The following is a 13,961-nucleotide window of genomic DNA, read 5'->3' as shown; positions in this document are numbered from 1 at the left end:
TCCAAGGAATCGCGGCCGCAGTCAGCATGAATCCGTGCCTCCCGGCCGGCGCACCTTGACGACATGCAGCAGTGTGATGCCGAGCCACGGGCCGCCGTACCAGTACGCGGGCCCGAGTGGGCGCAGCGTGCCCTGCCCGAGGTGCGCGGCATACGTCCTGGCCATCCACCAGAGGTCCGCGATGAGCAGCTGCCCGCCCGGGCGCAGCACCCGCATGGCCTCGTCCACCGCACGGTAGCGGCTCTCGGTCGACGGGATGTTGTGGATGGCCAGTGCGCTTGTCACGACATCGAAGGAGCCGTCCGCGAACGGCAGCGCGGTCATGTCGGCTGTGTGCACCTCCACCCGGTCGGCGACCCGGGCCGCGGCGGCGTTGCCGAGCGTGGCTTCGGGATTGTTGCCGCTCTGGTCCTTTCCGGACCACAGGCCCACGCCGTGGGCGCGTCCCGAGGGGAGCCGTCTGGCTGCCTCGATCAGTACCGCGCCGCGACCGCAGCCCAAATCCAGCAGCCGCTCGTCACCCTTCAGGCCGATCCGGTCCAGTTCCCGCTCCCAGACGCGCAGCTTGCCGCGCAGCGTTCGGTGCAGATAAACGACAGTGAACGCGAGCAGCACCGCTCCCCCGGCCGCCACCGTGATCCATCCCCGCCGCCACCGGGCGGCGGCCAGGCAGCAGGCCAGCCCGGCGGCACCGTTGACAGCCGGGACCGCCGGCGCGTCGACACCGTACCGAGGCCGCTGAAGAGACGGGAACGGGGAGCAGACGAGGTTCTTGGACACACTCGCAGCATCACAAGCGCGACTCCCTGGTGTCTTGAAGAAATGTTCCCCTCGTAACCAGTGCCGGCCGCCGCGCCAGATCCTGGTCAAGGATTCCGGCGCGGCGCGGAGCAAAGCCCGGCGCAGAACCGCGGCCAGGTCCCGGCGCTGATCCGCCGATACCCTCGTGGCGCGCAACGGGGGGCTTCGGACCTCACAGGCCGCTACGACATCATCCGGTCGTCGATGTCCGACACCGCGGAGCGCCAGGCCAAGGTGTCCTTCGTCGACTACGTGCAGACCGGCGCCGGCGTGCTGGTCAAATAAGGCAACCCGGCTGACGGCCCTGTCCTCTCGACTGCATCCCGTCCGCCATCAGATCTTGACCACCTTTGCAGATCCGAGTGCTGGACCGCTCCCAGCCGATACTGGGACAGCTACAGGGGTTGTGCCGGGGGCGGACCCGGCCGCCGGCGTCGGCCGGGCGGTCCTGTCTCGGGGCATCGTCAGCCACGGAAATCGGGTGGCACACGGGGCATGCCGAGGTGTGGGCTGGATCGTGTGGACGCAACATGGGGCATCGAGGGGTGGCAGCCGCGCTGGTGGCGCAGCGCGGCCGAAGTCGTGGAGTTCGAAGGGGCGTGGCTGCGTGGGCTGGTCGGTCAGGCGATCGGCGGAGCGTGGGGGGTGTGGATCGTCGAGGAGGACGAGTGGTTCGCTGACCTGCCTGTCCTGCTTGCCTTCGGCGAGCGGCAGATCGCGATGTGCGTCAATCAGCTCGACCTGCTGTCCGTCACTGAGGCTGCCGTCGACGTCGCCAGTTGTGCGGCGTGGTGGAACGAGTGGACCCTGCAGTGGCGCAGCCATGCCCACCCGGCTATGGGTGAGGCAGTGGGGCGTGTGGTGACGGGGGTCGGCGTCACCGAGTACGACCTGCGCCTGACCGATGCGAGCAGCGGGAGGGTGTCATCGGCGTGGGTGGTGACCGGCCTGGTCCTCGCGCTCGGCGACACAGGCCTGTGGGTGTTCAACGCCGCCGACGAGAACGGTCTGCAGTGCGGGCTGCCGCCCGAGGACAGGGCACGCCGGACCACCTGGCTCACCAACTCACCGGGCTGACGGCGCAACCGCGAGATCTGGCCAGGGTGGGGCGGCCGTCAGCAGTGGCCGTGGACGACGCACCAGCGTGGTCCCAGGTAACAAACGCTCCTGCGCGAAACACAGCAAAGCAGGCACAGGGAGCAGCCACGCGAGCACGAGGATCTCTAACTGGCGGACCAGGACCATCCTCACGAGCGCGGGGAGGATTGGCCGTGCTGCGGGTCCGCCATCAGCACCACGCAGTCGGCCGCAGGATCGAACCCGAGCACTGGGTTCCCGTAGTCGCCTTCGGCGGCCTTGGTCACCGGCTTGCCCAGCCGCCGGCCGACAACCGGCACAGCATGTCCACTCCTTCCTGGCCCTGCAGCTCGCGAAGGTCGACATCGAAGTCGATCTCCGCGGCAGACGTCGGACAGAAGATCACGAGCACGCCCGGGGCCGGCCAGACCCGCAGATCGACCGTCTCAGCGTCGGCCGGACGCGACAGCACGTGTACCGCAGGAGGCGGCGGCCAAGGCCCGGGGCTGGCTGGCGCGGTCGGCGGCTATGCCGCCGCCTCGGGGTTGGCGAGTACCAGCGTGTCCAGCAGGGAGCGCAGTGCGGCCGTTTCGCGGTCGGGGTGGACCAGGGCGAAGATGCTCCGGCTGATGTTGAGCCAGGGCACCTCGATCACGCTCACGTCGTCCTTGTGGCCGCGCAGTGCCAGCAAGGGCACCAGCGCGGCGCCCATACCGGCACCGACCATCGCCAATGTGGTGCCGAAGTCGTCCGAATAGCCCGCGGCCCTGGGGTGCAGGCTCCAGCTTGCGAAGACGCCGTCGAAGAACAGGGCGTCGCTGCTGCCGGGCTGATGCATGATCCACGGCAGGTCCATGAGCTGCTCGGGTTGGTACGGTGCCAGCGTCGGCCATGAGGCGGGAACGACCAGGCGGAAGGGGTCCTCCGCGATCCAATGGCGGTGCAGGACCGAGGGCCAGGCGAGCCCGGAGTTCCCCACCTGGTAGACCACGGCCGCGTCCAGCTCGCCGCCGGTGCCCAAGGCCGGGATGAGCTGCGACGGCTCGGCCACGGACAGCCGGATCGCGGTGCCCGTCTGCTGGAGGACGCCGGGCAGCACATGCATGCCGAAGCTGGGGAAGACGCCCAAGCGGATCTCGCGGATGGTATTGCGGTGCTCCTGCTCAACGGCGGCGACCAGGCGGTCGATGTCGGCCAGGACGATGGCGGCGTGTCTGGCCATGACCTCGGCGGCGCTGGTGGCCAGCACCTTGCGCGCCGAGCGGTGGAACAGCCGTACCCCGGTCTCCCGCTCCAGTGCTGCCATCTGCTGGGAGACGGCGGAGGCCGTGTAGCCGAGCCGGTTGGCGGCAGCGGCGAAGGAACCGCGCTGGACGACCTCACGGAGCGTCAGCAGATGCTCTGGCTTGAGCATAAGTAATCCTTACTCTCAGGCATTCCGAGTGTCGTCTTGAAGGGGGTTCTGAAGGGGCAGCCTGGAACCCTACAGTTCCCCGCATGCACGTATTCCGCAACGCCCGAATCTATACCGGTGACCGTGCGAAACCGCTGGTCCAGGCACTGGCTGTGGACGGCGAGACGATCGTCGCGGCCGGTGAGGAGTCGGAGGTTCGCAAGGCCGTCGGGCCGTCGGCCGAGCTCGTCGACCTGGACGGGGCCGCGGTTCTGCCGGGCTTGAACGACAGCCACATCCACACCGCCAACTACGCCCGCGGACTGAGCGAGGTGGACCTGCGGGACGCCCGCTGCCTGGAGGAGGCGCTGGCGGCGATCTCGGAGCACGCCATGCGGCTGGCTCCCGGAGCGTGGCTGTTCGGCGGCCGCTGGAACAGCAACACCTGGGAACGACCCGTGCAGCCGGACCGGCTGGCGCTCGATGCGGTCTGCCCCGATCGCCCGGTGGCGCTGCCCAGTATCGACGGTCATACGGTCTGGGTGAACTCGGTGGCGCTGCGTATGGTCGGTATCGACCGCACGACGCCGGACCCGGTGGGCGGCGAGATCGCCCGGGACGCCGCCGGCGAGCCGACCGGCATCCTGCGGGAGTCCGCCTCCTACCCGCTGCGCGAGCTGATGACCGGGGGGGAGCTGCGGCCGCAACTACGCGCGGCCCAGGAGGAGTTGCTGGCGCTCGGGCTCACCAGTGTGCACGACATCGACGGCGAGGACTGCCGGGCGGCGTATCTGGAGATGTACGGCGCCGGTGAGCTCAAATTGCGGGTGCACAAGGCGATCCCGGTCAAGCATCTGGACGCGGCCATCGAGGAGGGCCGTTTCACCGGCCAGGGCGACGCATGGTTCAGCACCGGGCCGGTCAAGCTGTTCAGCGACGGGGCGCTGGGGTCGCACACCTGCCACATGAGCAGGCCCTTCTCAGGTGACTCGCACAACGTCGGTATAGCCGTCACCCCCTATGACGAGTTGCTGCGGCTCATCCGCCGCGCCAACGCGGCGGGCATCGCCGTGGCCACGCACGCCATCGGCGACCAGGCCAACCACCTCGTCCTGGACGCGTATGAGGAGGTGGGCACCCGGGGTAGGCTGCGCAACCGCATCGAGCACGCGCAGCACCTGCGGCGCGCGGACATCCTGCGGATGGCCAGGCTCGGCGTCGTGGCCTCGATGCAGCCGGTGCACTGCACCAGTGACATCGACCTGGTCGACTCGCTCCTGGCGGAGCAGCAGCTGTCGTCCTATGCCTGGCGCACGATGCTCAACACGGGCGTCCCGCTGGCCTTCGGGTCGGACGCCCCGGTGGAGCACCCCAATCCATTCCCCGCCCTGCACGCGGCGGTGACCCGCACCAGGTCGGACGGCACGCCGCCCGGCGGATGGCAGCCGCAGGAGCGGCTGAGCATGGCGGAGGCGCTCACTGCGCACACCCTCGGCTCCGCCTATGCCAGTGGCGAGGAGGCCGTCAAGGGCGTCCTCGCGCCCGGCCGGCTGGCCGATCTCATCGCGGTCGACACGGATCCCTTTGTCGACCCAGTCCTGCACACGCAGGTTCTCACCACTGTCGTCGGCGGCGAAGTCCGCTGGCGCAGATCGTAAGGAGCCACCCTCGTGAAGACCCGGATCGCCCTGGGCACGGTGCTGCTCATCGCAGCGACCTCGGCGTGCGGCGCGCAGAGCCTCAACGGCTCGGCCAAGGCCGCCGACCAGCCCTCCGCCACGGCCTCCCTGGACCAGGCGCCCGCCGACGACAAGGCCGCGTCCGTCATCGATGCCATCACCCCGGACCCGGCCCTGGCCGGGAAGGTGCCGGGCGGCGTGTTGAAGGTGACGACCTCAGTCGGCTATCCCCCGATGGAGATCTTCGCCGGCGACGGCAAGACCCCGGTGGGACTCGACCCGTCCCTCGCCCGTGCCATCGCCCGCAAGCTCGGCACCCGGGTCACCGTGGCCAACGAGGACTTCAACGCGCAGATTCCCGGCGTCCTCACAGGCCGTTACGACGTCATCCTGTCGTCGATGTCCGACACCGCCGAGCGCCAGGCCAAGGTGTCCTTCGTCGACTACGTGCAGGCCGGCGCCGGCATGCTGGTCAAGAAGGGCAACCCGGCCGGCATCCGGACCACGGCCGACCTCTGCGGCAAGACGATCTCCGTGGTGGACAACGGCTCGTCGCTGGCGCTGGCCAACTCGGTCTCCGCTGCCTGCAAGAAGAGCGGCAAGGCCGCAGCCGGCATCCTGAAGTTCGCCGGCGACCAGGAGGCTCTGCTCCAGGTGGGCAACGGCCGTGCGCAGGCCAACATCACCGACTACGTCGTCGCGGCGTCCAAAGCGGCCGACCCCAGGACCGGCACCGACGCCATCGCCGTCCCCGGCACCGAGAGCCCCTGGGGCATCGGCATCAACAAGGACAACCAGCAGGTGGTCTCCGCCGTCCAGGCGGCTTTGAACTCGCTGATCAAGAGCGGCGACTACGGCAAGATCCTCCACGCCTGGGGCCTGGATCAGTTGGCGGTCGCCTCGGCCGTCGTCAACGGCGGGAAGTAACGTGCGCAGCGAACCCATCAGCGGGGTACCGGTTGCCCGCTCATCGCACTGGGGCCGCTGGCTGGCCGGCGGCGGCGCCCTCCTGGTCTTCGGATGGCTGGCCACCCTGGTGGTGGCCAACCCACGTCTGGACTGGAGCCAGGTCGGGCACTACCTGTTCGACCAGGAGATCCTCTCCGGCATCGCGGTGACCGTCGAGATCTCGGTCCTGGCCACCGTCATCGGCCTTGGCCTGGGAGTGCTGCTCGCCGTGATGCGGCTCGCGCACAGCCCGGTACTGCGCTGGCTGGCCACGCTGTACATCGGGTTCTTCCGCGGAACGCCGCTGCTGGTGCAGCTGATCTTCTGGTACAACCTGGCGTTCCTCTTCCCCTCGCTGGTGCTGAAGGTCCCCTTCACCGACATCGGTCTGAGATGGGACACCAACCAGGTGATGACCGGCTTCACCTCGGCGATGCTTGGCCTCGGGTTGAACCTCGCGGCGTACTTCGCCGAAACGGTGCGCGCCGGCATCCAGGCAGTCGACCGGGGACAGACCGAGGCGGCTTACGCGCTGGGTATGACCCCTGCCAAGCGGATGCGCATCATCGTGCTGCCCCAAGCCCTGCGGATCATCATCCCTCCCACGGGCAACGAGTTCATCTCGATGCTCAAGACCACCTCCCTGGTCTATGTGGTGGCCGGTCACGACCTGATGACCAATGCCAGCCAGATCTACAAGGCCAACAACCTGATCATGGAGCTGCTGATCGTGGCAAGCCTGTGGTACATGGTCATGACCGCCGTTGCGACCTTCCTGCAGAGCAGGCTGGAGCAGCGATTCGGCTCCGACGCCGTGCGCCTGGTACGTCCCGGTGGCCTGGCCGCCCGTATCCTCCCCCGGCGGACGGTGACGGCATGAACGCGGTCACCGCCGGCGGGGTCCGGATGAGCTACGGCGATGTGCAGGTGCTCAACAGCGTCGACTTCACGGTCGCCACTGGAGAGGTGAGCTGCATCATCGGCCCGTCGGGCTCCGGCAAGTCGACCTTTCTGCGCTGCATGAACGGGCTGGAGCCCGTCATGGGCGGCAGCCTGGAGGTACTCGGCGAACAGGTCGGGTACAGCCTGCACGACGGCAAGTACCACCCGTGGTCGCCGAAGGAGTACGCCGCCTTCCGAACCCGGATCGGCATGGTCTTCCAGCGGTTCAACCTGTTCGCCCACCAGACGGCACTGGAGAACGTGGCCTGCGCCCCGGTCCATGTACTCGGTCGAAACCCGGCCCAGGCCCGGGCGAGCGCGATGGAGACCCTGGACCGGGTGGGCCTCGCCGACCACGCGCACAAGCGCCCGCACCAGCTCTCCGGCGGACAGCAACAGCGGGTGGCCATCGCCCGAGCGCTGGCCATGAACCCGACCCTGATGCTGTTCGACGAGCCGACTTCGGCCCTCGACCCGGAACTCGTCGACGAGGTGCTGGAGGTGATGAAGGAGCTTGCCCGGGACGGCATGACCATGGTGGTGGTCACCCATGAGATCGGCTTCGCCCGGGAGGTCGGCGACACCCTCACCTTCTTCGCAGACGGCGCCGCCGTCGAACAGGGCACCCCAGCCGAGTTGCTCACCAACCCCCGCAATCCCCGCACGAAGACGTTTCTTGCCGCCGTGTTGTGAGGGCCGCCAACCGCGGTGACCCTGCGCCGCAAGCCCCCGACCGAGGGCAATCCCCCAAAGCGAGCCAGCCAGTTTCGTGGACGGGGGCTCGGTTGAGTGCTGCGGGTGGGGTGTGGGTCTGCAGGCCGGCCGCCCAACCTGCGGTTCGCCAACCACTTGGCGGCACGCCCAATCCGGTCCCGCGCCGCGGGAGTCCGATTCACCACCGGGCTGAAGCCCGGCGCCCTCTCGGACTCTCGGGAGAAGACCGGTAGCAGGCAGGGGTGGCACCCCAGGGACCGTAATCAATCTCGCCGACAACCACGGGTTCCGCTGATCCCCGAGGCCGCATCCGTTGCGACCAGCGGCTCCGCTTGCAGCACAGGGTCCGGCGGGCGGTCCGCTGACCTATTCCGCGCCGGGCAGCGGTGGCAGCGCGGGCTGCCGTACCCATGCGTCGATGATCAGGCCGAGCGGCCGGGCGGTGTACTGCTGGGCGTGGGCGGCGAAGTCGGAGGTGGTCACGAGGCCGTGGCGGTGGATCGCCGTCCAGCGCTTGAGCATTCGGAAGAAGGGCCCGTCGCCCAGCGCGCAGCGCACGGCGTGGACTGCGAGTCCACCGCGTTCGTACAGCCGGTCGTCGAACATCAACCGCTGTCCCGGATCGGCCAGCCGTAGGTCCTGCTGGTGCCACCGTAGATTGGCGTGCGCCCGGGCGGCCAGGGTCTGGGCCGAAGGGCCTCCGGCGTGCTCTGACCAGAGCCACTCCGCATATTTGGCGAAGCCCTCGTTGAGCCAGATGTGTCGCCAGTCCGCGACGGTGAGGCTGTTGCCGAACCACTGGTGGGCCAGTTCGTGGGCGACCAAACGCTCCGAGCCGCGTCGCCCGCCGAGGTGGTTCGCCCCGAACGTGGCCAGCCCCTGCGCCTCCACCGGGACCTCCAGTTCCTCGTCCGCGACAACCACGGCGTACTCATTGAACGGGTATGGCCCGAAGACGTCCTCGAAGAACTCCATCATCCGTGGCTGCCGGGCGAAGTCCGTGGTGAACTCCGGTACCAGCCGGGCCGGCACGTATGCCGTCTGCGGCACCGGCGGGCGGGTGTCGAGCGATTGGGCCTGGTCGGCGAACCGCACGGTTTCGTACCGGCCGACGGAGAGGCCGACCAGGTAGCTGGAGGTGGGCGCGGGCTGCTCGTACACCCAGGTGGTGCTGCTGGCCCGGGTGGTCCTGGTCAGCAGCCGGCCACCGGCGACCACGGTGTACGAGGACGGTGCAGTGAGGGAGATCTGGTAGGACGCCTTGTCTCCAGGGCGGTCGTTGCACGGATACCAGGAGGGGGCGCCGATCGGCTGGCTGGCGACCAGGGCGCCGTCGGTCAGTTCCTCCCAGCCCAGACCGCCCCAGTGGCTGCGGATCGGCGCCGGGTTACCGGTGTAGTGCACCTCGACGGTGAACGCCGTCCCTGCCTCCAGGGCTTTCGCCGGGCGAATCCGCAGTTTGCCGTCCCGGTGGCTGTAGTGCGTGGTACGGCCGTCGACCGTCACCCGCTTCAGCCGAAAATCGGCCAGGTCCAGAGAGAACTCGCGCAGCGGCCCGCAGTTGGCTATACCGCTGAGGCGTGCAGTGCCGCTGAGCCGGTTGGTCGCGGGCCGGTAGGCCAGCGCGAGCTCGTAGCGGTGATCCGGTACCGGGTGTCACCGTGGGTGGGGAAGTAAGGGTCCGGGTCGGGGGCGGCTGTCTGCTTCTGACTCAACGGTCCAGTTCTCCCTCGTGGTCCGCGGACGGACCGTGCTGCATCGAGCCGTGCCTCATCCTTGCCTGGACCAGGCCTCGGCGGGGTTACCCAGCCACCGGCTGTCCGGCGGAATGGACTCCGCGCGCATGACCAGTGAGGCCGGTCCCAGCGTGCTTCGGGCGCCGATCTTGCCGCCCGGCAGAACGATGCCGCCTGGTCCGAGCGTCGAGCCCGCGCGCAGGATCACCGTATCCATCCGCATGATCCGGTCGTGAAAGAGGTGGGTCTGCAGAACGCAGCCCCGGTTGACGCTCACCGCGTCCTCCAGGGTGACCAGGTCGGCCTCGGGCAGCCAGTAGCTCTCGCACCACACGCCCCGGCCGATCGTGGCCCCCAGCCCGCGCAGCCACAGGCTCATCACCGGGGTGCCGGGCACCCAGCCGACCAGCCAGGGCACTGCCAACACTTCGACAAAGGTGTCCGCGAGCTCGTTACGCCACACGAAGCTGCTCCACAGCGGGTGCTCCACGGCCCGGAACTTTCCGACGAGCAGCCACTTGGCGGTGATGGACACAAGGGCTGCCGCCGTGCCCGCGGTCAGCAGTACGAGACCGGACGCCAGTGCGGCCAGCAGCGGGGAACTGGCCTCGGCCAGCTTGGCGAGTGCGGCCAGCGTCAGGACGGCAAGGGCGGCGGACGCAAGGACGGGTACCAACCGGCACACCTCGACCAGGCCGCGCGCCCACACCAGCCGGGCCGGCGGTTCGTAGGTCAGGCTCTGATCGACGCTGTCGGCCGAGCGGGGCAGACGCACCGGCGGCATCCCCAGGTACGAGCGGCCCTCCTTGGCCTTCTTCGGTGTGGCCGACAGCACGCCCACCAATCCGCGGTCGGGCACGATGCGCCCCGGGGCGGTCATGCCGGAGTTGCCAAGGAAGGCCCGCTCGCCGATCTCTGCGGCGCCGATCCGCAGCCAGCCGCCGCCCAGCTGGTAGGGGGCGACCAGGGCGTCGTCGGCCAGGAAGGCACCGTTTCCGACAGTGGTAAGGCTCGGCAGCGCGAGTACGGTGGACACCTCGGCCCGGCGGCCGATCTTCATGCCCAAAGCGCGCAACCAAGCAGGGGTGATCAGCCCTGCGTAGAGCGGGAAGAGTGTCTGTCGGGCCGCGTCCATCAGCTGGCTGATCGTCCATGCCTGCCAGCCCAACCTGCTGTGGAGGGGGTGCCAGCCGGGGCGCAGGCCGATACTCAGCAGCCGGACGGCGGCCCACAGCAGCACGGCGTACGTCAACCCGAACGCCACGGTGGCGGGCACCAGGCTGGCCAATGCGCCGCGCAGCGCGCCGCTGAGGCCGACGTCGGCCGGAACAATAGCGCTGGCCACGGCGAGGGCGGCGACCGCGGCGGCCACCGGAAGCAGGCTCAGGCCGGACCCGCTGGCGCCGTAGGCGGCGGCCCATCGGGCCCGGCGCGGGGGGCGCTGCTTGGGCCAACGCCGTTCGGCCCGGCCGAGTTTGACGGCGGGCGCGCCGCCCCAGCGCTGGCCTGTGGGCACCTGCCCGATGACGCTGGAACCGGCCTCCACCTGGGCTCGCTTGCCGACGCGGGCGCCGGGAAGCAGGGTGCTGCGGGTGCCGACGACCGCGCAGGAACCGACCTTCACCGCTCCGATGTGCAGCCGGTCCCCGTCCAACCAGTAACCGGAGAGGTCTGCTTCCGCCTCGATGGCGCAACCCCGGCCGAGTTTGAGCATCCCGGTGACCGGCGGCAGCGAATGCAGGTCCACGTCGGGGCCGATCCGGGCGCCAAGGGCACGGCCGTATCGGATCAGCCATGCTCCGGACAGGGACGTTGCCCCGGCGACCTCGGCGAGCCGCTCGGCGGCCCACAGCCGCAGGTGGACGCTGCCGCCGCGCGGGTGGCTGCCGGGGCGCACCCCGGCCAGCAGACAGCGCGCCCCGGCAGCGGAGATCGCGAGCCGGCCCGGCGGGCTGAACAGCACCGCGCCGGCGGCCGTGACCAGCCACCAGGAGGCGGTCGGCGCCCACGGAAACCCGCCGAACCATGCCAGGACGTTGCCCAGGGCCAGCAGCGCGACCGTCCAGCGCAACCCGGCCAGAGTGAACAGGGGCAGCAGTAGGAGCAGTTGGACGATCTTGGCGCGGGTCGGTACGGGCGAGACCTCGCGCTCCCCGGTCTCGGTAGGTGCCGCGCCCTCCAGCATCCGGGCAAATTTGCGGATAGTGGGGTGCTGGTAGATGTCGAGTACGGCGATCGCCGGGTAGCGGCCGCGCAGCAGAGTGGTGAGCTGGGCGGCGGCCAGGCTGCTGCCGCCGATCGCGAAGAAGTCGTCGCGGCCGTCGGTGACCGGCACACCGAGGACCTCGGACCACTGCTCGGCGATCCACGCCTCGGTGGCGGTGAGGTGCACGGCTGGGCTTGCCGTGCCCGGTTCCCCGCCACCCTCCGCGGCGCCCGGCAGCGGCCACGGCAGGGCCGCGCGGTCCACCTTGCCAGAGGTGCGGGTGGGCAGAACGTCGATGGGGGCGAGCAGCGGTACGAGCGGGGCCGGCAACTGCGCGCGCAGCAGGTCGACGGCCGCGGCCCGATCCCAGCCGTCGATGGTCACCACGTAGCCGACCAGGAGCTGGTTGCCGTGCCGGGCGGTGCGGACCGCCGCGGCGGCGCCGGCCACGCCGGGCAGCGACTGGAGCGCGGCGTCCACCTCGCCGAGTTCGATGCGCCGGCCGCCGAGCTTGACCTGCTCGTCGGCGCGGCCCAAGAAGACCAGCCCGTCGGGCTCGGCCCGGACGAGGTCGCCGCTGCGATAAGCGCGGGACCAGCCGAGGGACTCCAGCGGGGCATACTTTTCGGCGTCCTTGGCGGGGTCGAGGTAGCGGGCCAGGCCGACGCCTCCGATGATGAGCTGGCCGCTTCCGCCCATCGGCACGGGTACGCCGGCCTCGTCCACCACGGCCAGCTCCCAGCCGTCCAGCGGCAGGCCGATCCTGACCGGCCCCTGACCGGTCAGGAGCGCGCCGCAGGCCACTACGGTCGCCTCGGTGGGGCCGTAGGTGTTCCAGACTTCGCGGCCCTCGGTGACCAGACGATCGACCAGTTCGGGTGGGCACGCCTCGCCACCGAAGATCAGCAGCCGCACCTCATTGAGCGCCTCGGCGGGCCACAGCGCGGCCAGCGTCGGCACGGTGGAGACCACCGTGATCTCCTGCTCGGCGAGCCAGGAGCCCAGGTCTGCGCCGCTGCGCACCTGGGAGCGCGGCACGGGCACCAAGCACGCGCCGTTGCGCCAGGCGAGCCACATCTCCTCGCAGGAGGCGTCGAAGGCGACCGACAGGCCCGCCATCACCCGATCACCCGGCCCGACCGGCTCCTCCTGCAGGAAGAGCCCGGCCTCGGCATCGACGAACGCCGCCGCGTTGCGGTGGGTGACGGCGACTCCCTTGGGCTTCCCGGTGGAACCGGAGGTGAAGATGATCCAGGCATCGTCCTCGGGCACGGGACGACGCTGAGGGGCGCGGACGGCACCGCTTCCCGCCAGGGTGAGACGGCGCTGGGCCCCGAGGACGGCCCTCACCGCTGCCTCCCCGAAGACGAGTTCCGCGCGCTCGTCCGGGTCCTCGGCGTCCAGGGGGACGTACGCGGCGCCTACGGCGAGGACGGCCAGGATGCCGATGTAGAGGTCGTTGGTGCCCGACGGCATCCGGACGCCCACCCGGTCGCCCGCGCCGACGCCCGAGGCCGCGAGCCGCTGGCGCAGCGCCTCGACTTCGGCGGCCAGCGTCCGGTAGGTGAGGGCGGTACGGCCGTCGTCGAGCGCTGCCTCGTGCGGGTGGGCCCGTACCGTGGCCTCAAAGACATCCAGCAGTGTTCGCGGCGCAGCGGCGGGCCGCCCGGGGAAATGTGCCAGTAGACCCGCGATCGGCTCGCCTCCGTCCACCACGGCCGAGCCGTCGACGACGGTGGTGGCGCCGGCCTGCGGCGTCGCGGCGAGCACTGCCTTTGAATCGAGCGGCTCCGTGCCGTCTGCCACGGCCGGCTCGCTCCCCTTGACCGCCCCTTCAGCCGACTGGATCCGCCCGGTTCCGTCGCCTTCGACAGCGGTCCGGTCATCGTCCCGCAGCGTGTCGCTGTGCGCTGTCACCACCATGTGCTCCTTGTCCCGTCGATCCCCGCCCCCGGCAGATGCTCGGCGCGGAATACCGGTGAGGTCGCCCACGTGTACGTCACTCGGTCTCAGCGCAAGACAAGCCGACTCATACTGAGCTTGATCTTAAGTCTTCCCTTCGGTCCTGCTGCGTCGATGGCTGCCTGCTTTGTGCTGTTTCCCGCCGACGGAGTGGCGGGGTGCGGGGGTGCGACCCTATGGGGCGGCTGGGTCTGGGGCGGGTGGCTTTCGGCACGTTGGCTGGAGTCCCCAGGATCGCCGGATGCGGGAACAGGTCCTGCATCTGGGCGCTGTGCTGGTCCCCGGCGGGGCGCAGGCCCACAGTCGGTCACAGGGACAGCAGCGCGGTGGAGGGGCGGGGCTTCTGCCGACGCGTACACCGTCGCGTCTGACGTCCGCGACACCGTGTATGCCCTGCATGGGCGAGGCCCCGCTCATCGCGGATGTGTTGGTGCGCGAGAATCCAGCCCGGAGACCTGCTGCTCTGCCCGCGTTGTGGCGCCGGTCCGGGATGCGCAGCGTGG

8 protein-coding genes and 2 pseudogenes are annotated in these 13,961 nt (G+C 70.1%); 5 read left to right on the top strand and 5 right to left on the bottom strand.

The features are described from left to right. Positions 1–21 precede the first annotated feature (21 nt). Positions 22–780 (bottom strand): class I SAM-dependent methyltransferase, encoded by a 759-nt coding sequence (locus tag AB0761_RS37085; protein WP_377273674.1) that lies wholly within the window; start codon positions 778–780, stop codon positions 22–24. A 540-nt stretch (positions 781–1,320) separates the two neighbouring features. Between AB0761_RS37085 and AB0761_RS37080 the strand changes: the two genes are divergently transcribed. Next, entirely contained in the window at positions 1,321–1,878 is a 558-nt protein-coding gene (locus AB0761_RS37080) for a hypothetical protein (protein ID WP_377273673.1), read from the top strand. A gap of 170 nt (positions 1,879–2,048) precedes the next feature. Here AB0761_RS37080 and AB0761_RS37075 read toward each other — a convergent pair. Both AB0761_RS37075 and AB0761_RS37070 read right to left on the bottom strand, forming a co-directional pair. Next, a pseudogene (locus AB0761_RS37075) lies at positions 2,049–2,371 on the bottom strand (hypothetical protein); the annotation flags it as partial. A 33-nt stretch (positions 2,372–2,404) separates the two neighbouring features. Beyond that, positions 2,405–3,292, bottom strand: a complete 888-nt coding sequence (locus AB0761_RS37070) for a LysR family transcriptional regulator (RefSeq protein WP_377273672.1) — start codon at positions 3,290–3,292, stop codon at positions 2,405–2,407. Between the two features lie 83 nt (positions 3,293–3,375). Here AB0761_RS37070 and AB0761_RS37065 point away from each other — a divergent pair, with 83 nt between their 5' ends. Genes AB0761_RS37065 through AB0761_RS37050 form a run of 4 tightly spaced genes read left to right on the top strand, consistent with a single transcriptional unit; the run spans position 3,376 to position 7,533 of the window. Next, positions 3,376–4,929 (top strand): amidohydrolase, encoded by a 1,554-nt coding sequence (locus tag AB0761_RS37065; RefSeq protein ID WP_377273671.1) that lies wholly within the window; start codon positions 3,376–3,378, stop codon positions 4,927–4,929. A gap of 12 nt (positions 4,930–4,941) precedes the next feature. Beyond that, positions 4,942–5,877 (top strand): ABC transporter substrate-binding protein, encoded by a 936-nt coding sequence (locus AB0761_RS37060; RefSeq protein ID WP_377273670.1) that lies wholly within the window; start codon positions 4,942–4,944, stop codon positions 5,875–5,877. Position 5,878: 1 nt separating this feature from the next. Next, entirely contained in the window at positions 5,879–6,778 is a 900-nt protein-coding gene (locus tag AB0761_RS37055; protein WP_377273669.1) for an amino acid ABC transporter permease, read from the top strand. Beyond that, positions 6,775–7,533 carry an amino acid ABC transporter ATP-binding protein gene (locus AB0761_RS37050; RefSeq protein WP_377273668.1) on the top strand — a complete coding sequence of 253 codons (759 nt, stop codon included), beginning with the start codon at positions 6,775–6,777 and terminating at the stop codon, positions 7,531–7,533. The genes AB0761_RS37055 and AB0761_RS37050 overlap by 4 nt, the downstream gene beginning before the upstream one ends. A gap of 387 nt (positions 7,534–7,920) precedes the next feature. Here AB0761_RS37050 and AB0761_RS37045 read toward each other — a convergent pair. Next, a pseudogene (locus AB0761_RS37045) lies at positions 7,921–9,269 on the bottom strand (M1 family metallopeptidase). A 55-nt stretch (positions 9,270–9,324) separates the two neighbouring features. Next, the gene (locus AB0761_RS37040; protein WP_377274515.1) at positions 9,325–13,212 is read right to left on the bottom strand and encodes a Pls/PosA family non-ribosomal peptide synthetase; all 3,888 of its coding nucleotides are present in this window, start codon (positions 13,210–13,212) and stop codon (positions 9,325–9,327) included. Between the last annotated feature and the right edge of the window lie 749 nt (positions 13,213–13,961).

It is taken from the genome of Peterkaempfera podocarpi (assembly GCF_042466665.1).
Lineage (GTDB): Bacteria > Actinomycetota > Actinomycetes > Streptomycetales > Streptomycetaceae > Peterkaempfera > Peterkaempfera podocarpi.
Note: the sequence above shows the minus strand (reverse complement) of the source record. Positions and strands in the feature narration are given on the sequence as shown.